The following is a 20,879-nucleotide window of genomic DNA, read 5'->3' as shown; positions in this document are numbered from 1 at the left end:
GGGGGCCGAGGCGAACGAGTCGATCGGCGCGGCGCCGATGCCCGCGCATCTCGACCCGTGGGAGCGCCGCCTGCTCGCCGATCCGGACCTTCTCGCAGACCTGGCTTTCGCGATGGGCGGCCCGTTCCACGTCATGTATCCGGCGCGAGTCGGTCACAACATCCGGGCCTTTCGCGCCGCTTTCACGCACGCCGGGGTGCACGGCACGATCTACTACGGCAAGAAGGCGAACAAAGCCGGGTGCGTCGCGCGGGCGTGCGCGGAGAACGGGGCGGGCGTCGACGTCGCCAGCGTCGGCGAGCTGACCGCGGCGCTGGCGCAGGGCGTGCGCGGCGCCGAACTCATGGTGACCGGCCCCGCCAAGGCGGACGAACTGCTGTGGCTGGCCGCCCGGCACGGCGCGCTGATCGCGGTGGACGACCTCGGCGAGATCGGCAGGCTCGCCGCGCTGGCCACCGCGAGTGAGCCCGCGCGCGTGCTGATCCGCGTGCTGCCCGCGGCATCGGCCAGCCGGTTCGGCATGACACCTGACGAAATCGAGGACGCACTGGCGATCCTCGGCGGGCACGATTCGGTCCGGCTGGAAGGCTTCAGTTTTCACCTCTCCGGCTACGACGCGGTGGCGCGGGCGGAGCTGGCGGGCGAGCTGATCGCCCGCTGCCTGCACGCGCGCACGCTGGGACATCCGGCCACCACGGTGTCGATCGGCGGGGGCTTCGGGGTCGACTACGTCGCGGCGGACGCCGCGCTGGAGTTCACCGCGGGTGTGAACAGACAGTGGTTCCACTCCGGGAAGTCCTTCGATTCGTACTATCCGTACCACTTTCCCGTGCCCGGCGCGGCCATGCTCGCCCAGATTCTCGACCACGACGATCTGGCCGGACGACTGCGGGACAACGCCGTGCGCCTGGCGATCGAACCGGGACGCGCGCTGCTCGCGCACGCGGGATGCACCGTCTTCCGCGTCCAGGGCAGCAAGACCAGGCATGCGCACGGCCGGTCCTACCGGTTGCTCACCGTCGACGGCACCAGCCTCAGCCTCTCGGAGCAGTGGTTCGACAGCGAGTACCTGCCCGATCCGGTGCTGTGGCCCGAGCGGCCCGGCGACCTGACACCGACCAGTGTCGGCGCGGCCACCTGTCTGGATTCCGACATGCTGAGCTGGCGGCGGGTGCCGCTGCCCCGCGCCGCCGAGGTCGGCGACCTGCTGATCTACCCGAATACCGCCGGCTACCAAATGGATTCGAACGAGTCCGCCTTCCACGAACTGCCCATCCCACCGAAAGTCGTACTGCACGACGCGCCCGGCGACCGCTTCCGCTGGACCCGCGACGGCAGCTGACCCGACTTCCCCGACCCGAAACAGGAGACATCAATGCCGCTCGTCACGCGCGTGACGGATCTGATCGGCCGCACGCCGCTGTTCGAGCTCGCGGCCACCGCGACCGGCACCCGCCTGCTGCTCAAACTGGAGCAGTTCAACCCCACCGGCGCGGCCAAGATCAGAATGGCGCGCGAAATGGTGCTCGACGCCGAGCGGCGCGGTTTGCTGCGCAGTGGCGGACATATCATCGAATCCACGTCCGGCAACACCGGGCTCGGCCTCGCGGTAGTTGCCGCCGAACGTGGGTATCGCTTCACCGCAGTGGTCGACCATCACGCATGTAAGGACAAACTGCGCGCGATGCGGGCAATGGGTGCGGAACTGGTGTACGTCGCCGACGAGGGCGACGACAACCTCGCCACCTCGGCACGGGAGGACCTGGCCGAGGCGATGGCGGCCGAGCGGGACGACGCGTACTTCACCGAGCAGCACAACAACGACGCCAACGCGGTGGGCTACTACCCGGTGGCGGAAGAGTTGCTGGAGGACGTCGAGCGGGTCGACATCCTGCTGTCCGCTGTGGGCACCGGAGGCTCGCTGTTCGGCACCGCGACCCGGCTGCGACAGCTGGGTTGCACTCCCCACGTGATCGGCGTGGAGCCGGTCGGCTCGATCGCCTTCGGCGGGCCGGGCGGCCCGTACTGGCAGTCGGGCACCGGCACCCCGCCGGGCGCCACCATCGGCACCGCCGTCGACTACTCGCTGCTGGACGAGGGCGTGAAGGTCACCGATGTGGCGGCCTTCGCGACCGCCCGCGCGGTGGCCGCCGAACTGGGCCTGATGATCGGCGGGTCGGCGGGCGGGTCGGTACACGCCGCGCTCACCCGGCTCGAGGAGTTCCCGCCGGGCTCCACCGTGGTCACCATCGTGTGCGACGGGGGGGAGAAATACCTGGACACGGTGTTCGACGACGACTGGATGACCGAGCGCGGCCTGCTCGACCCCGGCACCGAACGCGAGGTCGCCGTGCTGCTGCGGCGCTACGCGCCCGCCGCCCGCAACGCACTGGTGCAGGCGCGGTGAAGTCCGGTCGCCCGCGCAAGACGACGCTCTCGCCCTCTGCGAAGGAGAACCGGTGATCGTGACGAGTTTCCGCGGCGACGGCGGGCGGCTCACCGCGCTCGCGACGCCCATCGCGCTGACCCAGCTGGCCCAGATCGCGGTGTCGACCACCAACATCGCGCTGATGGGCACGCTCGGCGTGCGCCAGGTGGCCGCGGGCGGGCTGGCGATCGTGCTGTTCAACCAGATCCGCACCATGTGCGTCGGACTGATCACCGCCAGCGGCAACCAGATCGCCACCGCGGTGAGCGCGGCGGGCAAGCGCGGTGATTCGCCGGATCCGGAGATCCGTGACCTGCTGCGCTCGAGTTTCGCGATCGCCACGGTCGCCGGTCTGCTCGGCGGCGCGGTGCTGATCGGGCTCGGTTGGGTGCTGCCCTGGCTCGGGCAGGACCCGGGCGTGCTCGCCGACGCCCGTCCGCTGCTGGTGGCGCTCGCTCCGGGCCTGCTGCCCTGCCTATGGTTCCAGGTCCTGCGCCAGTACACGGTCGGAATGCAGCGCCCGCAGGCGCTGCTGCTGGTCACGCTCGGCTCGGTGGTGCTCAACCTGGTGCTGGCCTTCGGCCTCATCCACGGCAAGGGCGGGTTGCCCGCGCTCGGGCTGACCGGCATCGGGGTCGCGACCTCGCTGGTCTTCCTGATCACCTTCGGCGTGTTCTGGGCGATGGTGTGGCACGACGACGAACTCGGCCGCACCCTGCCCAGGACACCGCTGCCGGTGCGGCTCAGCACCGTGCGCGCCGAGCTTCGACTGGGCACGCCGATCGCGCTCACCTACGGCTCCGAGGCCGGCATGTTCTCGGTGCTCGCGCTGGTCATGGGCAGCATCGGCCCGGCGGCGCTGGCGGCGCACAACGTCGTCTACCAGATCATCTACATCGTCTTCCAAGTGGCGATCGGCCTCTCGCACGGTGCGTCGATCCTGGTCAGCCACGCGGTCGCGCGGGACGAGCACGCGCACGCCCGCGCGCTGGCCTGGCTGGCGCTGCGGCACGCCGCGGTGATCGCGGCGGTGACGGGCACGGTCTACGTGCTCGCGCCCGATCTGGTGCTGCGACCTTTCCTGGATTCCTCGGATGCCGACACCATCCGCGTCGCGCACACCCTGCTGCTGATCGGCATCGTGCTGCAGTTCTTCGACGCCGCGCAGAACATCGGCACCGGCCTGCTGCGCGGGCTGAAGGCGACCAACGCGGGCTTCCGGCTCTCGCTGATCGGCTATTGGGGCGTCGGCCTGCCCGTCGCCCTGCTGCTGGCCTACCCGGCCGGGCTCGGCGCGGCCGGCGTCTGGTGGGGCCTGACCGCGGGCTTGTCCACCACCGCGATCCTCATGCTGCGCCGCTACTTCGTGTTGCTCGGTGAGCGGGAACGCGACCGGCCCCGCCTGCTCCCGGAGACCCTCACCACCCAGAGCTGATCGGTCCCGATCGCGCGGTGCGGCGCCTCGGGCCGGGGCACTCCCAATCGCCCCGGCCCCGGGCAATCGGCGGTAGGTCGAATCCCTTTCGGTGCGCGACGGCGCTTTCCCGTCTCGAGACTGCCCCGGGCAACCGGCGGTAGGTCGAATCCCCTCCGTGCGCGACGGGCGCTTTCCCGTCTCCGAGACTGCCCCGGACACCGCCGCGAGAGGGCGGGCGGCCGCGAGCGCGTCGCACCATCCGATGGGAGGCTCGAGACCCTGGTCGGTCCGCGGCGGCGACGTTGTGCGGGAGTTCGCGATCGCACGTTCCGGCACCGGCGGTCCCGGACGCCGGAACTCGGTCGGAGTCCGCTCCAGCACTGCCGAACGACGCGACGCGCACGCACGGGGTGCGCGGCGAGTTCGTCGATCACCGCCGTGGAAAACGGGGCGTCACGTAGCGTTGAAGGGTCGTCGGTCGGGCCGAATGCGTGCGCGCGGCCCGGGATCGGGAGGTGCCGGATGCTCAGCGTGTTCTCCTCGCCGGGGCATTACGTGCAGGGCCGGGACGCCACCGCCGCGCTCGGCGCGGAGATGACGCGGCTCGGCATCGGGGGTCCGGTGCTCATCGTGGCCGGATCCAGCGCCTTCCGGCTGCTCGCCGACACCTGGGAGCGCTCACTGACCGACGCGAAGATCGCCTATTCGATCCATCTGTCCGGCGGCGAATGCAGCCGGGCGGAGATCGCGCGGATCGCCCACGCCGCCGAGGAGACCGGCAGCACGGTCGTGCTCGGCGCGGGCGGCGGCAAGGTGCTCGACGCGGCGCGCGCGGTCGCCGACGATCTCGACCTGCCGATGATCAGCTGTCCGAGCACCGCCTCCAGCGACGCGCCGTGCAGCGCGCTGTCGGTGATCTACACCGATGCCGGCGAGTTCGAGGCGTATCAGCTGGTCCGGCGGAATCCGGCGCTGGTGCTGGTGGACACCTCGGTGGTCGCGCAGGCGCCCGCCCGGCTGCTCGCCGCGGGAATGGGCGACGCCCTCGCCACCTGGTTCGAGGCACGCACGTGCAGCGCCGCGCAGGTGCGCAACATGCGCGGCGGGGCCTCCACGCGCAGCGCCACCGCGCTGGCCGAACTCTGTTACCGCACGCTGCTGGCCGACGGTGCGCAGGCGCTGAGCGCCGTCCGCACGCACAGCGTCACACCGGCGCTGGAGCGCGTCGTGGAGGCCAACACCCTGCTGTCCGGGCTCGGCTTCGAATCGTCGGGGCTGGCCGCGGCGCACGCCGTGCACAACGGTCTCACCGCCGCCGCGCGGACGCGTCCCTTCCTGCATGGGGAGAAGGTCGCCTTCGGCACCGTCACCCAACTGGTGCTCGAGGGCGCGCCCGCCGCGGAGATCGCTACGGTGCTCGATTTCTGTGCCGCGGTGGGCTTGCCGACCACGCTCGCCGCGCTCGGGCTGGCCGATGCCGATGAGGAGACGCTGACGGCCATCGCGACCCGGGCGACCGCGCCGGGCGAGACCATCCACAACGAGCCCTTCGAGGTGGACGCCGCGATGGTCGTCGACGCCCTACGCGCCGCCGATGCCCTCGGTCAGTGACGAATCCCACACCGGCTGCCGTTTTCCCAGCGTCCGACACCGAAACCTCACCTTCCCGCAAGCGTGTCTTCACCAACCGTCGGGAAACCTGTCCGTAACCGACGCTATCGTGGCGACGGAGCCAAGCCAATGGCGGGCAAACCGCCAGGAGGGATTCGGTCCGGTGGCCATCACCAGAGTCGCGGAGTATCCGCGTCCGGATCACGTGTTGTTCCATTTCAGCGACACGCATCTCATCGCGGGCGACGACCCCCTGTACGGCGATGTCGACGCCGACCTGCGGTTACGGCAACTGCTCGAACAGGCCGCGGCGAGCCGGATCCGGCCGACCGCGATAGTGTTCACCGGCGACCTCACCGATCGGGGCGAGCCCGCCGCGTACGCCAAGCTGAAGTCGATCGTCGAGCCATTCGCCAGAAGTTTGCAGGCTCCGATCGTGTGGGTCACCGGCAACCATGATGACCGCGCCGCTCTGCGCGCCCGCCTGCTCGGCGAGTACCCCACCACTTCCCCGCTGGACCGGGTGCATCTGATCGACGGCCTGCGCATCGTCGCCCTGGATACCTCCGTCCCCGGCCACCACTACGGCGAGATCTCCGACGACCAGTTGGCGTGGCTGCGCTCGGTGCTGGCCGAACCCGCCCCGTTCGGCACCATCCTGGCCATGCACCACCCGCCGGTGCCGTGCGTGGTGGATCTCGCCGTCACCGTGGAACTGCGGGATCAGCGCCGGTTGGCCGACGTACTGGACGGCAGCGACGTGCGCGCGATCCTCGCCGGGCACCTGCACTTCTCCACCAGCGCGACCTTCGCGGGCATCCCGGTCTCGGTGGCCTCGGCCACCTGCTACAGCCAGGATCTCGGCGTTGCGCAGGGCGGCCTGCGCGGTCGTGACGGCGCGCAGGCCTTCAACTACGTGCACATCTACCCGGACACCGTGGTGCACTCGGTGGTGCCCATCGAGCGCGGCAGCACGGTCGGCGCGCCCGCCACGCCGGAGGAGGCGCAGCGGCGGTTGACCCAGGAGGGCATCGTGATCCCGCCCGCCGCGCGCATCCCGCACGTCATGCGGCGCCCTGCGTCGACTCCGGAAGCGGATGACGAGGCGGTGTGCTGAGCCGCTCCCACGGCGCCGCCTCGGGGTAGTACCCCGCCAGGAACTCCGACACGATCCGCACCCGTTCCGACTCGGCGACCTCCGGGAAACTGCCGTCGTTGAGGCAGAAGAAGTCGACGTCGCGATGGCGCGCCAGACCGTCCAGCAGGGACAGGCCGCTGTAGCTGGTGGTGTCGACGTACCGCACCTTCGCCGATTCCTGCGGCACCGCCCGCCCGGTCAGCAGGGCGTAGTAGTGATACAGCGAGTTGGTGACCGAGATGTCGGTGGCCGCCCGGAACCGGCTCGCACTCGTGCGCGCGAAGTCGGCGGCGAACTCCTCCTCCATCTCCAGCAGCACGCTGCGCCGCAGCGGCACCGGCGTGTGCTCCAGGTGCCGGGTGATGACATAACCGAAACGATCGGCCAGCAAGGCCCGGTTGACCCGCGCCGCGTTCTCGAAACCGCTGCGCCGCTCGTTGTTGCCGCCCGGACCGATCCTGGTATCCGCTTCGATGAACCGGCTCACGCCGCCCGGGGTGAAGAACATCGACGGACGTACCGGCCGCGCGAAGAACATGTCGTCGTTGGAGTACAGGAAGTGTTCGCTGAGCCCGTCGATGTGCTGCAACTGGCATTCCACCGCGTGCGAGTTGAACACCGGCAGACCGCTGAGGTCCCGGAAATGGTCCACCGCCCGCACCACGGTCACCTTCGGATGCGCGGTCAGCCAGTCCGGCGGCGTGGAGTCGGTCGCGATGAAGATCCTGCGGATCCACGGCGCGTTCTTGTGCACCGACCGCAGCGCGTACTTCAGCTCGTCGATCTGCCGGATCCTGGCCTCCGCGTCGTCGCCCTCACCGACCACGACCTGGGCGAGCATCCCGGCGCGGCGGGCGCGGAATTCCGGATCGGAGCCGTCCACCCAGGAGAACACCAGGTCGATGTCGAAGCCGACGTCACCGGTCTGCGGCGCGAACATGTCGACCAGGGTGGGCCAGGTCCGATCGAACAGCCGCACTTGCGTGCGCTGGACGTCGGCGAGGTCGAAGACCGTCCGGGTCAGCGCGTTCGGGCGCGGACAGGTCACCGTGTCACCGTGGTACTCCCACAGCTCCAGTTCGACGTGATGCGCCGGATCGTGGTCGCGTCCGAGCCGGAAGATGTTGTGCCGCAATTCCACACAGGAGAATCCGGCCGACATCGCCGCGGCGGTCACCCGGCGCACCATCGGCCGATGCGCCGCGTCGGCCGCCAGCACCAGCCGGTGCCCGCTGTCGCGCACGAGCAGGAACGGCACCTCCGCGGCCGCCAGCTCCGCGCGCAGGTAGCCGAGATCCTCGATCATCGCCGCGGACACGGCGAAGTTGCTCGCCATGGCCCGCGTCACCATCTCCACCGCCCCCGAATCCACTGCTCCCCTGTCCGTCATGACTGCCTCCACATCCGTCTGTTCACCGGTTTACGACTGGTCCGGGGCACCGCGCCGAGCCGCGAGTCCGCCGATGCGAGACATCGGCGAGAGACGACCGCGCCCAGCGCGGTGACATTCAGACGTGGGGAAGGGAGCCGAAGCGGGCGTACGAATTGACCACCTGGCATGCAGACGACTGGTAGACCATTTCGTTTTCACCTCACTCACGGCCGGACGCGCGAAGCGTCATGAATGGAAGCGCTGCACTCGTGGCGGGAACTCGACCGCACGGGCGGCAGCCGCGGAGCCGGACAGTCATCGGCCGGCGGGAAGGTCGGCCCGGAAAACACCGGGCACCTCTAGGAATGATGCAACGCGCCGGAGATTCCGTCAATCGGCGCAGTTGAAACGCCTGCGCTCCGCTCTCCCCCGCCGAGACCGATCATCCGATGACGTCGCAGCACATCCTTCGCTATAGTTAGGGTAGGCTCACCATATTGATGCGAGAAAGGGTCGTACCGGTGCGTGTCGTCATTCTGTTCGGAACCGAGATGGGCACCGCGGAGTCCGCGGCGGACAGCATCGCCGAGGAGCTGCGCGGCGCGCACGACGTCTCGGTGCACGACATGACGGACTTCGGCGTCGAGGAACTGGACGTCCGCGACTTCCACATCGTCGTGTGCTCGACCTATGGCGACGGCGACCTGCCGACCGGCGCCGAGCCCTTCGCCGACGCGCTCGACCGCGCCGCGCCGGACCTGAGCGGACTGCGGTTCGCCGTCTTCGGGCTCGGTGACACGGTGTACGGCGACACGTTCAATCGCGGCGGCGAGATCATCGCCGAGAGGCTCGCCGACCGCGGCGCCGTCCAGGTCGGCGAGCACGCGCGGCATGACGCGTCGACCGAGGTCCGCGTCAAGGACATGGCGCGGCAGTGGGCCGCCGCGCTCGACATCCCCGCGCTGGTCTCGGCCTGACCGGCAGCGGCCGCGGGCCGATGCTCCCGGAGTGCGGTCCGGACAAAGCGCACAGCGCCAGCGCGTAAGGCGCACAGCACCTTAGACTGCTATCAAGCGCGGACAGCCCGCCGCGCTCGACGATCCATGAGGTGACGAAGATGGCAGCCGGAGCGAGCCCCGCCCAACGTCAGCACAACTCGACAGATCATCCCGAGCTGGACGTGCTCCCCGAGTGGCCGCTGGAGACGATCGGCGTGCTGGTGACGACCGATCCTGCGCCGCACGCGATTCCGGTGTCCTGGCCGGTGCGGGCCGGTGACCGGCGCATCCTGCTCAGCCTGAAGCACGACCGCGGTTCGCTGGCCCGGCTGCGCGACCATCCCGAGGTGGCGCTGCTGATCCTCGGCGGCGGCAATGTGGCGATGTGCGCCCGGGGGACCGCGCATGTGGTCGCCGAGCAGATGCCCGGCGCCGACGATTACGTCGCCGTCCGCATCGACGTCGACGTGATCGATGATCATCGCCAGTCGGCCTTCGCGGTCGTGCAAGGCATCCAGCGCACGGTGCTCGACGACCAGAGCGAACTGCGCGCGCTGCAGGGCCGGGTCAGCACCCTGCAATCCTGGGCCGATCACCAGAACTGAAATCCGCCCGACGTTTTCCGGGCGCAAGAAAGAGGCGGCACCGGCCGTGCCGCGCGGAAGGGGATCATGAGCGTCACTCTGGCCAAAGGCGGCAACGTCTCGCTGTCGAAGCAGGCCGCGAATCTCACCAAGGTGTCGGTGGGGCTCGGCTGGGACGTGCGCACCACCACCGGCGCCGACTACGACCTCGACGCCAGCGCGCTCGCCTGCGGACCGAACCTGAAAGTGCTGTCCGACCAGCACTTCATCTTCTACAACAACCTGCGTTCGCCCGACGGCTCCATCGAGCACACCGGCGACAACCTCACCGGCGCGGGCGAAGGCGACGACGAGGTGATCAACGTCGACCTCACCGCGACGCCGCCGACCATCACCAACATCTTCTTCCCGGTGTCCATCCACGACGCCGACGCGCGCGGCCAGTCGTTCGGCCAGATCCGCAACGCCTTCATCCGCGTCGTCGACGCCACCACCGGCGTCGAGCTGGCTCGCTACGACCTCACCGAGGACGCGTCCACCGAAACGGCCATGATCTTCGGCGAGCTGTACCGCCACAACAACGAGTGGAAGTTCCGCGCCATCGGCCAGGGCTACGCCTCCGGTCTCGCGGGCATCGCGCGGGATTACGGCGTCAACGTCTGAGATTCTCCGGTTCATCGCCGCGCGGGTCTTCCACGCGCAGAGGTATCCCGGAAGACCCGTACGCAGGCTGTGCGTTTGCCCGACGTCAACCGCAGCAAACCGGGTCGTCGCACGGGTCGCCGACCTCACTGCCATAGGCCACGAAATGCCGCACCGGAGCCAAGACCTGCTCGACGCTGGAGGCATCCAAGGGCGGTGCGGAGCGGGCACTCGGTCGATCCCATCCGGGCGGTGTGTCATCGATGTCGAAACGCGGTGCGCCGTCGATGAACAAAGTCCACAGCGGGTGGTCGGGGAAACCGTTCACTCGGAGGACCCACCACCGGCCCTCGACATGGGCGGCGACGGGGAATTTGCCGTTTCCGGTCGATTGCCATCGCGGGCGTGCATTCAGTTCGGGGTACGGCATTCTCTCAGTGTCCCTGATCCGGGCTGTGGCAGACCGTGCGTCTTCGGGGCGCGGCCCCTACTCGTTGTCCGGCCAGAAGGCGCGCCAATCCGCCGCGGTGAGCGGAAGACGTTCGCCGCGCTCCTTTTCCGCCGCGTCCTCCGCCGTGCGGATGGCGGCGGCGAAGGTGAGAGTCGCCTTGCGGAGACGTTCTTCGGCACTGTCCGGGCCGCCCAGGTGCACGATCAGGAGCGCTTCGGGGACGAGGTCGGGCGGCAGGCCCGCCTTGGTGCTACGGGAGACGACCTTCTCGGCGAGGGCCAGGGCGGGCTGAGCCATGGCGATGCCGTCCAGGCAGGAACGACGGGACTTCTCGGCGGATTTGCGCTCTTCCCAGGCGCGCTCCTGGGCGGCGATCTTCTCGGCCACCGAGGCGTCGGGATCGATCGCGGAGTCCACGAGGTGCGGGCTGCGGTTGACCAGCTTGGCGACCAGCGCTGCGGCGACGTCGTCGACGGTGAATTCGCCTGCCGCCTCGGCGATCCTGGAATGGAACAGCACTTGCAGCAGCAGGTCGCCGAGTTCTTCCTTGATCGTCTCGGCATCGTCGTGCTGGATGGCGTCGAGCAGCTCGTAGGTTTCCTCGAGCAGATAGGGTCGCAGCGAGTCGTGGGTCTGGGTGACTTCCCAGCCGCCGAAATGCCAGAGGCGGTCCATGACCTCGACGGCTCCGGCCAGTCCCGCCGCGACCACCGCGGTGTCGGTGCGCGCGACCGCGGCACCGTCCGGCGCGGCACGATCCACAGTCTCGGAAGCGCGGTGCCGGGCGGCCCGCAGGACGGACTCGTCGCGAGTCGAGCTCATCGCGGCGCCATCTCGGCGGCCACGGTGAGGTCGACCGCGCCCTGCGCCTTCCCGTCCAACGCCAGCAGCAGGTCGGCGACGAACTGCAGCAGCACCACATCCCGGACCCGCTCGGCCCCGACACTGTCTTCGACGCGCGGCAACGGAAGCTGCACCACCCCGGACGCGGCACGGTATCCGGCGCTCGGGTAGAGCCGCTCGAGGCGCAACTGCTTGGAATCGGGCAGGTGCAGCGGCGAGATCTTCAAGGTGGTCCCGGTGACGGCGATCTCGGTCACCTCGTACTCGCGGGCGAGCAACCGCAGCTTGGCCACCGAGACCAGGCGCCCGACCTCGACGGGCAGCGGGCCGTAGCGGTCGACGAGTTCCTCCACGACTTGCGCCAGCGCTGAATCATCCTGCGCCGCAGCGAGTTTGCGGTACGCCTCCAGGCGCAACCGGTCGCTGGCGATGTAGTCGGGCGGGATGTGCGCGTCGACGGGCAGGTCGATGCGGACCTCCTTGACCTCCTCGGTGGTGATCGGCTTGCCGTCCGCGGCAGCGCGATACGCTTCGACGGCCTCGCCGACCAGCCGCACGTAGAGATCGAAGCCGACACCGGCGACGTGGCCGGACTGCTCGGCGCCGAGCACGTTGCCCGCGCCGCGGATCTCCAGGTCCTTCATCGCGACCGCCATACCCGCGCCGAGGTCGGAGTTCTGCGAGATGGTGGCCAGACGGTCGTAGGCCGTCTCGGTGAGCGGCTTCTCCGGCGGGTACAGGAAGTAGGCGTAACCGCGTTCGCGACTGCGCCCGACCCGTCCGCGCAACTGGTGCAACTGCGAGAGGCCCAGCGCATCGGCGCGTTCCACGATCAACGTGTTGGCGTTGGAGATGTCCAGGCCGGTCTCGATGATCGTGGTGCACACCAGCACGTCGTATTCGCGCTGCCAGAAACCCTGCACGGTGGACTCGAGCGCGTCCTCGTTCATCTGACCGTGCGCGACCACCACCCGCGCCTCCGGCACCAGATCGCGAATCCGCTTGGCCGCTTTGTCGATCGACGACACCCGGTTGTGCACGTAGAAGACCTGGCCGTCGCGCAGCAGCTCGCGGCGGATGGCGGCGGTGACCTGCTTGTCGTTGTAGGCGCCCACGTAGGTGAGCACCGGGTGGCGTTCCTCCGGCGGGGTCAGGATGGTCGACATCTCGCGGATCCCGGCCAGGCTCATCTCCAGGGTGCGCGGGATCGGGGTGGCCGACATGGTGAGCACGTCGACGTGTGTGCGCAGCGCCTTGATGTGCTCCTTGTGCTCGACGCCGAACCGCTGCTCCTCGTCGACCACGACCAGACCGAGGTCCTTCCAGCGCACGCCGGTCTGCAGGAGCCGATGGGTGCCCACCACGATGTCGACGCTGCCGTCGGCCATTCCCTCCAGCACGGCGCGGGCCTCGGCCGGATCGGTGAAGCGCGACAGGCCCTTCACGGTGATCGGGAAGCCCGCGACGCGCTCGGTGAACGTCTGCAGATGCTGCTGCGCCAGCAGCGTGGTCGGCACCAGCACGACGACCTGCTTGCCGTCCTGCACCGCCTTGAACGCCGCGCGCACCGCGATCTCGGTCTTGCCGTAGCCGACGTCGCCGCAGACCACGCGGTCCATCGGGACCGGCTTCTCCATGTCCGACTTCACCTCGGCGATGGCGGTCATCTGGTCGACGGTCTCGGTGAACGCGAACGCGTCCTCCATCTCCTTCTGCCACGGCGTGTCCGGGCCGAAGGCGTGGCCGGGCGCCGCCTGACGGGCCGCGTACAACTGCACGAGCTCACCCGCGATCTCGCGCACGGCCTTGCGCGCCTTGCGTTTGGTGTTGGCCCAATCCGAGCCGCCGAGCTTGGACAGTCCGGGCATCTCGCCGCCGACGTAGCGGGAGAGCTGATCGAGCGACTCCATCGGGACGAACAGCCGGTCGCCGGGCTGGCCGCGCTTGCTCGGCGCGTACTCGATCACCAGGTACTCGCGGCGGGCGCCGCCGACGGTGCGCTCGATCATCTCGACGAACTTGCCGATGCCGTGCTGGTCGTGCACCACCATGTCGCCCGCGCTCAACGCGAGCGGGTCGACCTGGTTGCGGCGCTTGGCCGGCATCCGCTTGCCTTCGGCCGGCGCGGTGACCCGGTTGCCGGTGAGGTCGGACTCGGCGACGACCACCAGTCCGGCGTCCTCGAACACCAGCCCGTCGTGCAGCGAGCCGCACAGCACGCCCACCACGCCCTCGTTCGGCTCGCCGCCCGTCGCCAGCGCGGCGGCGGGCACGTCGGCATCCGCGAGCCGTTCCAGGATGCGCTGTGCCGTGCCGTGACCGGCGACCACCACCACGGCTCTGCCGCCGGTCGTGACGTGGGCGCGCAACGAGGCGAACAGGGTCGCCACCAGTTCGTCGGACCCGCGCGCGGCGGGGCCGGGCAGCACCCGCAGCACCACCTCGGACGAATTCCCCGAGGCCAGCGGGCTCAGCGTCCACCACGGCAGGCCTTGCCGGTCGGCGCTGGCGTGGATCTCGGTCAGCGGGCGGTAGGCCGAGGCGGCCAGGTCGAGGCCGTGGCCGCCGAGCGGCGCGGCGCCGCCGAACGAGGCGGCCGTCCAGGAGGCCTCGAGGAATTCCTCGCCGGTGCGCACCAGGTCGGCCGCGCGGGTGCGAATCTTCTCCGGATCGCACAGCAGCACGTGCGTTCCCTCCGGCAGCACCTCGGTGAGCAGGCACAATCGTCCCGGTCGCAGCACGGGCAACAGCGCTTCCATGCCCTCGACCGGGATGCCCTGCGCCAGTTTCTCCAGCATCTCCACCAGCGCCGCATCCGCCGCGTTGGCGACGGCGACCTCGGCGGCGCGCTCGCGCACCTCGGGGGTGAGCAACAGCTCCCGGCACGGCTGCGCGACCACCACGTCCACCGCGACGTCCGGCAGCGAGCGTTGGTCGGCGACGGCGAACGGCCGCAGTTCGGTGACCTCGTCGCCCCAGAACTCCACACGCACCGGGTGGTCGGCCGTGGGCGGGAAGACGTCCAGGATGCCGCCGCGCACCGCGAACTCGCCCCGCTTGCCCACCATGTCGACCCGGGTGTAGGCGAACTCGACCAGCCGCACGAGCAGTTCGTCGAAGTCCAGCTCGGCACCGACGCGCAGCACGATCGGCTCGATGTCGCCGAGCCCGCCCGCCATCGGCTGCATCAGCGACCGCACCGTGGTCACCACGACGCGCAGCGGCGCGGGGAAGTGCGGGTCGTCGGGATGGGCGATCCGGCGCAGCACCTCCAGCCTGCGCCCCACCGTGTCCGCACCGGGTGAGAGCCGCTCGTGCGGCAGCGTCTCCCAGGACGGGAACTGCGCGACCGCCGGGCCGAGCATCTCCGTCAGTTCGACGGTCAGATCGTCGGCCTCCCGCCCGGTGGCCGTGACCACCACCAGCGGCCGCTCGCCCGCCAACCGCGCCGCGACGAACGGCCGCACCGCCGACGGCGCGACCAACTCGACCGACGAGGTGCCGATCAGCTCCGTAACGGTCCGTAGCGAGGTATCGGCACCAGCCGCGGCGGCCAGTCCCGCCAGCGGCGGACGGTGGGTGGACATCGACAACTCCTGAGCGCAGGCGACACGTTTCGAGCGGCCCACCGAGTCTAGTGAAGCGAGCATCTCGTTTTCGCAGCGCCCGCACCGCGACGCGGCGGCGGTCCAGCGCCCGAGCACCCATCCGCACACTTCACGACCGTCACCCCGCCGCATGTTCCAGCTGATAGCGGCGGAACCAGGATCGAGCCGCACCGAGAAGCACCCAGCCGGGGAAGCCGTCGGCGACCCACGCCCACGCCGACCCGACACCGGGTCCCGAGGATCCGAGACAGCGCCTGCACCGGTTCACGGCCCGACTACAGCTCATGTCCGAGCCACCACAAGCCGCAGACCCGCAGGGACCAGCACACCAGGCGAGTCCCCGGGCAACCACGCACGCGGCGAGCCCGAGCCCGCTCAGCCGTTCCGGGCCGAGAGCGTCATAGCGCGAGTGCGAACGCCGACGCGCCCGGCGCACCGCAACCACGTCTTCCGAGCGAGACCGAGCACGTGCGTTCGCGGCCCGGCTCGCGTTCGAACGGCCGACGCGTACGCGACGAAGAAGCAACCGGCGGCAGACTCCGACCGACAGCGAGCCACCACAACCCGCGCACACCTTTAGCGAGCCGCGATACCAACGCGCCCGGCGCACCGCAACCACGTCTTCCGAGCGAAGCGAGACCGAGCATGCGCGTTCGCGGCCCGGCTCGCGTTCGAGCGGCCGACGCGTACGCGACGAAGGAGCAAGCGGCGGTCGCTCGAACGCGAGCCACCAAGGGGCCGCGAACACGCCGCGACGAAGTCGCGGCCGAATATCACGGCACGTAGCGCCGCAGTCTCCTGGCCGCGAACTCCCTGAAGTACGAAAGCTTTTCGGGTGGCACGATGGCCGGGAGCAGGAAGTACCAGGCGCGCTCCATCCGGACCGCCATCTGGTCGATGGACTCGGTGCCGACGGCGATGATGTGCACGCCCGCGGCCATCTCCTGCCACAGCAGGCCGATGACCTCCGCGTCCAGGTCGGCGATCAGGTCGCCCTGGGCGATGGCGCGCTCGGCGAGCAGCCGGTAGGTGTCGCCCCAGTTCTTGGCGATGTTGTCGCCTTGGGCGCCGCGGTAGTCGCCGATCTGGTGGGTCAGCTTCAGCATGGCGCCGACCATCGGATCGTTCATGGATAGATCGGCGACGACGTAGGTGATGCCGATGCACGCTTCCAACGCGGGCACCCGGGGATCGAAGAAGCCCTGACACGAGCTGGTCAGTCGCTCGTTGCCCTGGTCGACCACGGCGCGCGCCAGCTCTTCCTTCGAGCCGAAGTGAAAATACAAGGCGCCCTTGGTGACATTGGACTGCGCGATGATCTCGCTCAGGCTCGCATTCGCATATCCCAAGCGCAGAAAGACATCGGCAGCGCCTGCCAGGACGGAGTCGCGGGTGATCTCCGCGCGCGCTTGCCTAGCCATCAGATCCGCCTGTCATCCTAAAAACCAGCCATCCTGAAGTAGACCGACATCCCGAAGTTGACCGACTTACCGCCCGAACAGCACCCAAAGGATGGGTGAACCGTACCACCAGGCGCGCGCCCAGCAGCCAATTCGAGCATTCGGCAAGACCTGTCGCGCAATTTGCTGGTTAACAATCCGGGTCACTCACCGGCGCCCGCGCGCCATTCCGAACTCAACTGCGGATCGGCCTCCAGATGGCTGAGCCCGTTCCAGCACAGGTTCACCAAGTGGGCCGCCACAACCTCTTTCGACGGTTTGCGCTCGTCCAGCCACCAGGTGGCGGCGGTGGCGACCTGGCCGACGAGCGCCTGCGCATAGAGGGTGGTCAGGCTGGTGTCGAACCCGCGGCGCGCGAAATCTCCGGCCAGGATGTGCGCCACCTGATTGGTCGCCTCGTTGAGCAAACTGGAGTACCGGCCCTCCGCGGCGGCGGCGGGCTGATCGCGCACCAGAATTCGAAACCCGTCGGTTCGTTCTTCGATGTAGGTCAGCAGCGCCAGCGCGACCTGTTCGAGCCGGATCCGCGACCGGTTGCGGGTGAGCGAGGAGGTGATCATGTCCAGCAGCATCGACATCTCCCGGTCGACGACCACCGCGTACAGCCCCTCCTTGCCGCCGAAGTGTTCGTACACCACGGGTTTGGAGACCTGGGCGCGTTGCGCGATCTCCTCGATGGACGTCGCGTCGTAACCGCGTTCGGCGAACAGCGCGCGCCCGATCTCGATCAGTTGCTGACGCCGCTGGGTGCCGGTCATTCGTGGCCGGGACACTCGATGCGACTCACCCGAAGACACCCCTGCTCCTCCGCCCTCTCCGCGTTGTGGCCGGTCGTGCGTGCCTCGACGGTTCCCTCCGAGCCGACGATCGCATGCCATCGGCGCGTCGCGGGCGAGCCCGGCGAGTTGCCCGCGTGCGTGCCGAGTCAGCCGTCGCACCGAAGCTCCGGCGCGCGACACCGACATTCGGATACCACTGTCCCAGACCGGTCGGCGGTCCGCCCGACCGCCCCGGTGTTCCCCACGCGAAAAATCAACACGGTCCGGGACCCGGCTCGAACACACGGTCGCATTGCCGTCGACGCGCCGGCCGACCTCGCGTCCACCTGGGAGCGGCACACCGCGCGACCGCGGGCCTGGCCTGCGCGGATGGACGCGTATCGCACGCTCCTCCCCTGGTCCGGCACGAATACCAGAAGCGACCGACAGAACAATTCGCGGGGAGGCGGGCGAGTATGCGAGGATTCATCCCGTGCCGTGGCACAGCGGCGGGGGTTTCGCCAACCGCCGGTGTGGCAATCCGCCGTGGTGTAATGGCAGCACATCTGATTTTGGTTCAGAGAGTTCAGGTTCGAGTCCTGGCGGCGGAGCTCGAGAGCACGATGACTTATCGTTGGCCCGCACATCGCTGACCAAGCACGACGACAGCCCAGCACGAGGACAGGCAGCCGAGGGAGATCCATGCCACAGCAGACCGCCGTCGTCGTTCTCGCAGCCGGTGCCGGGACACGAATGCGGTCGAAGACCCCCAAGGTACTGCATTCGCTGGCCGGTCGGAGCATGCTCGCGCACGCGCTGCATGCGGCGAACGAGATCGACCCCGCGTACCTCATCACCGTGGTGGGGCACGATCGCGAACAGGTCGGCGCGGCGGTGACCGCGGTCGCCGACGACCTCGGCCGGGAGATCACCCCGGCGATCCAGGAACAGCAGCTCGGCACCGGGCACGCGGTCCAGTGCGCGCTGGCTGCCCTGCCGGTCGGATTCACCGGTGACGTGCTGGTCACCTCCGCCGATGTGCCCCTGCTGGACGGGCACACCTTGTCCGCGCTGCTCGACGAGCACCGCAGCTACGCCGAACGCCCCGCGGTCACGGTGCTGACCTTCGTCCCGGAGGACCCGAACGGCTACGGCCGCATCGTGCGCGACGCGGAGGGCCAGCTGGCCGAGATCGTCGAGCACGCCGACGCCACGCCGGAGCAGGCCGCGATCACCGAGGTGAACTCCGGTGTCTACGCGTTCGACGCCGCGATCCTGCGCACCATGATCAGCCGGCTGTCCACCGCCAACGCCCAGCACGAGCTGTACCTGACCGACGTGCTGCGCCTGGCTCGCGAAGCCGGTCACCCGGTGCACGGCGCCCGGCTGGTCGACGCGGCCAAGGTCACCGGCGTCAACGACCGGGTGCAACTGGCCTCGGCGGCGCGCACGCTCAACCGCTACATCCTGGAACGCCACATGCGGGCGGGCGTCACGATCTTGGATCCGGCCTCCACCTGGGTGGACGCCAGCGTGCGCATCGGAAGGGACGCGCTGCTGCGCCCCGGTGTGCAGTTGCTCGGCAACACGGTCGTCGGCGAGGACGCCGAGGTGGGCCCGGACAGCACGCTCACCGACGTGGTCGTCGGCGACGGAGCGAAGGTGATTCGCGCCCACGGCGAGGGCGCCACCATCGGCCCGAAGGCCACCATCGGCCCGTTCGCCTACCTGCGTCCCGGCACCATCGTCGGCGACGCGGGCAAGCTCGGCGCGTTCGTCGAGACCAAGAACGCCTCGATCGGCGCGCATTCGAAGGTTCCGCACCTCACCTACGTCGGCGACGCCACCATCGGCGAGCACAGCAACATCGGTGCGTCCAGCGTCTTCGTCAACTACGACGGCGTGACCAAGCACCACACCGTCGTCGGGTCGCACGTGCGCACCGGCAGCGACACCATGTTCGTCGCGCCGGTGACGGTGGGTGACGGAGCCTATACGGCGGCGGGTACTGTACTGCGCAGAAACGTTCCGCCCGGAGCTCTCGCGGTGTCCGGTGGACCGCAGAAGAACATCGAGGGCTGGGTGCAGCGACACCGTCCAGGGACGGACGCGGCCCGCGCGGCGGCGGAAGCCATCGCGGCCAAGGAGATGTCGGGTCAGGCAATAGAGCAAAAGGATGGCAATCAGCAGTGACCGCGTCATGGATCGATAACCAGAAGAACCTGATGCTCTTCTCGGGACGCGCCCATCCTGAGCTGGCCGAGCAGGTCGCCAAGGAACTCGACGTCCACGTCACGCCGCAGGTCGCGCGGGACTTCGCCAACGGCGAGATCTTCGTCCGGTTCGAGGAGTCGGTCCGCGGTTCCGACGCCTTCGTGCTGCAGAGCTTCCCCGCGCCGCTGAACCAGTGGCTGATGGAGCAGCTCATCATGATCGACGCGCTCAAGCGCGGCTCGGCCAAGCGGATCACCGCGGTGCTGCCCTTCTACCCGTACGCCCGCCAGGACAAGAAGCACCGCGGTCGCGAGCCCATCTCGGCTCGCCTGGTCGCCGATCTGCTGAAGACCGCGGGCGCCAACCGGATCATCACCGTCGACCTGCACACCGACCAGATCCAGGGCTTCTTCGACGGCCCGGTCGACCACATGCACGCGCAGGTGCAGCTGGCGGAGTACATCCGCACCAACTACAGCCTCGAGCACATCACCGTCGTCTCCCCCGACTCCGGCCGCGTGCGCGTCGCCGAGAAGTGGGCCGACTCGCTGGGTGGCTCACCGCTGGCCTTCATCCACAAGACCCGCGACCCGCTGGTGCCCAACCAGGTGAAGTCCAACCGCGTGGTCGGCGAGGTCGAGGGCCGCACCTGCATCCTGATCGACGACATGATCGATACCGGCGGCACCATCGCGGGCGCGGTCAAGGTGCTGAAGGACGCCGGAGCGGGTGACGTGGTCATCGCCGCGACCCACGGCGTGCTGAGCTCCCCCGCGGCCGAGCGCCTCGCGAACTGCGGAGCCAAGGAGGTCGTGGTGACCAACACGCTGCCGCTGACCGAGGAGAAGAAGTTCCCGCAGCTGACCGTGCTGTCCATCGCGCCGCTGCTGGCGCGCACCATCCGCGAGGTCTTCGAAAACGGCTCGGTCACGGGTCTTTTCAACGGCAACGCCTAGCCTGCGCACTGCCTGAAACGGCGGTTCGGACTCCGGTCCGGGCCGCCGTTTTCGCGTTCGCGTTAGCCGCGGCGATCGGTGGGGATACTGGGGGTATGGACCGTGACCCGTTGGAGACCGAGATGGGGGACGACGACCAGGAGGACGAGATCCGCGAGTATCAGCGCAACATCGAGGATCCGCCCGAGGACCTGCGCATCCGCTACCACGAGGACGAGGACGACGGCAGGCTCGGCATCGGCGACGAGCTGGATCAGGAGTGGACTTCGAGCGACCGCCGCCTCGAGGACGAGGAGGACGACACCCGGTCCGCCGAAGTGGCCGCTATCGAGATCGTCGACGACGAGGACCTCTGACACCCCGACGCGCCGCTTAGTAGCAATCGACTATCACGAAGCG

17 protein-coding genes and 1 tRNA gene are annotated in these 20,879 nt (G+C 69.3%); 12 read left to right on the top strand and 6 right to left on the bottom strand.

The genetic code is table 11. The features are described 5' to 3' along the window. Nucleotides 1–37 precede the first annotated feature (37 nt). From QMG86_RS03260 to QMG86_RS03240, 5 genes are all read left to right on the top strand, one after another. Nucleotides 38–1,342: an alanine racemase gene (locus QMG86_RS03260; protein ID WP_281880750.1), complete on the top strand. Its 1,305-nt coding sequence runs from the start codon at nucleotides 38–40 to the stop codon at nucleotides 1,340–1,342. A gap of 33 nt (nucleotides 1,343–1,375) precedes the next feature. Further along, a complete protein-coding gene (locus QMG86_RS03255) occupies nucleotides 1,376–2,407 on the top strand; it encodes a PLP-dependent cysteine synthase family protein (protein ID WP_281877594.1) in 1,032 nt (343 codons plus the stop codon). A gap of 52 nt (nucleotides 2,408–2,459) precedes the next feature. After that, nucleotides 2,460–3,863, top strand: coding sequence for an MATE family efflux transporter (locus QMG86_RS03250; RefSeq protein ID WP_281877593.1), 1,404 nt, complete (start codon nucleotides 2,460–2,462; stop codon nucleotides 3,861–3,863). A 504-nt stretch (nucleotides 3,864–4,367) separates the two neighbouring features. Further along, a complete protein-coding gene (locus QMG86_RS03245; protein WP_281877592.1) occupies nucleotides 4,368–5,456 on the top strand; it encodes a glycerol dehydrogenase in 1,089 nt (362 codons plus the stop codon). A 163-nt stretch (nucleotides 5,457–5,619) separates the two neighbouring features. Then, entirely contained in the window at nucleotides 5,620–6,573 is a 954-nt protein-coding gene (locus QMG86_RS03240) for a phosphodiesterase (RefSeq protein WP_281877591.1), read from the top strand. Here the strand turns inward: QMG86_RS03240 and QMG86_RS03235 are convergent. Next, nucleotides 6,521–7,984, bottom strand: a complete 1,464-nt coding sequence (locus QMG86_RS03235) for a stealth family protein (RefSeq protein WP_434085527.1) — start codon at nucleotides 7,982–7,984, stop codon at nucleotides 6,521–6,523. The two genes, QMG86_RS03240 and QMG86_RS03235, sit on opposite strands and share 53 nt — an antisense overlap. A 503-nt stretch (nucleotides 7,985–8,487) precedes the next feature. Between QMG86_RS03235 and QMG86_RS03230 the strand changes: the two genes are divergently transcribed. The 3 genes from QMG86_RS03230 to QMG86_RS03220 all read left to right on the top strand — a co-directional run bounded on the left by QMG86_RS03230 (nucleotide 8,488) and on the right by QMG86_RS03220 (nucleotide 10,211). Further along, nucleotides 8,488–8,943, top strand: a complete 456-nt coding sequence (locus QMG86_RS03230) for a flavodoxin domain-containing protein (RefSeq protein ID WP_281877589.1) — start codon at nucleotides 8,488–8,490, stop codon at nucleotides 8,941–8,943. Between the two features lie 140 nt (nucleotides 8,944–9,083). Beyond that, complete coding sequence (locus tag QMG86_RS03225) at nucleotides 9,084–9,569, top strand: hypothetical protein (RefSeq protein WP_281880748.1); 486 nt, start codon at nucleotides 9,084–9,086, stop codon at nucleotides 9,567–9,569. 66 nt (nucleotides 9,570–9,635) lie between these two features. After that, a complete protein-coding gene (locus QMG86_RS03220) occupies nucleotides 9,636–10,211 on the top strand; it encodes a TerD family protein (RefSeq protein WP_281877587.1) in 576 nt (191 codons plus the stop codon). Between the two features lie 85 nt (nucleotides 10,212–10,296). On the opposite strand, the gene QMG86_RS03215 is transcribed toward QMG86_RS03220, so the two are convergent. From QMG86_RS03215 to QMG86_RS03195, 5 genes are all read right to left on the bottom strand, one after another. Next, nucleotides 10,297–10,620, bottom strand: a complete 324-nt coding sequence (locus tag QMG86_RS03215) for a hypothetical protein (RefSeq protein ID WP_281877586.1) — start codon at nucleotides 10,618–10,620, stop codon at nucleotides 10,297–10,299. 57 nt (nucleotides 10,621–10,677) lie between these two features. After that, nucleotides 10,678–11,316, bottom strand: coding sequence for a nucleoside triphosphate pyrophosphohydrolase (locus tag QMG86_RS03210; RefSeq protein ID WP_281880746.1), 639 nt, complete (start codon nucleotides 11,314–11,316; stop codon nucleotides 10,678–10,680). 143 nt (nucleotides 11,317–11,459) lie between these two features. Continuing rightward, nucleotides 11,460–15,071, bottom strand: a complete 3,612-nt coding sequence (gene mfd, locus QMG86_RS03205; protein ID WP_281877585.1) for a transcription-repair coupling factor — start codon at nucleotides 15,069–15,071, stop codon at nucleotides 11,460–11,462. A gap of 794 nt (nucleotides 15,072–15,865) precedes the next feature. Then, complete coding sequence (locus QMG86_RS03200) at nucleotides 15,866–16,513, bottom strand: TetR/AcrR family transcriptional regulator (RefSeq protein ID WP_063021525.1); 648 nt, start codon at nucleotides 16,511–16,513, stop codon at nucleotides 15,866–15,868. A gap of 182 nt (nucleotides 16,514–16,695) precedes the next feature. Further along, a complete protein-coding gene (locus QMG86_RS03195; protein ID WP_281880745.1) occupies nucleotides 16,696–17,310 on the bottom strand; it encodes a TetR/AcrR family transcriptional regulator in 615 nt (204 codons plus the stop codon). A gap of 540 nt (nucleotides 17,311–17,850) precedes the next feature. On the opposite strand from QMG86_RS03195, the gene QMG86_RS03190 reads away from it, so the two are divergent. The 4 genes from QMG86_RS03190 (at nucleotide 17,851) to QMG86_RS03175 (ending at nucleotide 20,836) form a co-directional block, all read left to right on the top strand. Further along, nucleotides 17,851–17,921: transfer RNA gene (locus tag QMG86_RS03190), tRNA-Gln, on the top strand. A 91-nt stretch (nucleotides 17,922–18,012) separates the two neighbouring features. Next, nucleotides 18,013–19,503, top strand: a complete 1,491-nt coding sequence (glmU, locus tag QMG86_RS03185) for a bifunctional UDP-N-acetylglucosamine diphosphorylase/glucosamine-1-phosphate N-acetyltransferase GlmU (RefSeq protein WP_281877584.1) — start codon at nucleotides 18,013–18,015, stop codon at nucleotides 19,501–19,503. Further along, nucleotides 19,500–20,480, top strand: coding sequence for a ribose-phosphate diphosphokinase (locus tag QMG86_RS03180; protein ID WP_281877582.1), 981 nt, complete (start codon nucleotides 19,500–19,502; stop codon nucleotides 20,478–20,480). The genes glmU and QMG86_RS03180 overlap by 4 nt, the downstream gene beginning before the upstream one ends. Before the next feature lie 95 nt (nucleotides 20,481–20,575). After that, on the top strand, nucleotides 20,576–20,836 hold the full coding sequence (locus QMG86_RS03175) for a hypothetical protein (protein WP_281877581.1): 261 nt from the start codon (nucleotides 20,576–20,578) through the stop codon (nucleotides 20,834–20,836). Nucleotides 20,837–20,879: the final 43 nt, after the last annotated feature.

This window comes from Nocardia sputorum (assembly GCF_027924405.1).
Taxonomy (GTDB): Bacteria; Actinomycetota; Actinomycetes; order Mycobacteriales; family Mycobacteriaceae; genus Nocardia; species Nocardia sputorum.
The sequence above is the reverse complement of the archived record's forward strand: the minus strand, read 5'-3'. Positions and strand labels throughout refer to the sequence as shown.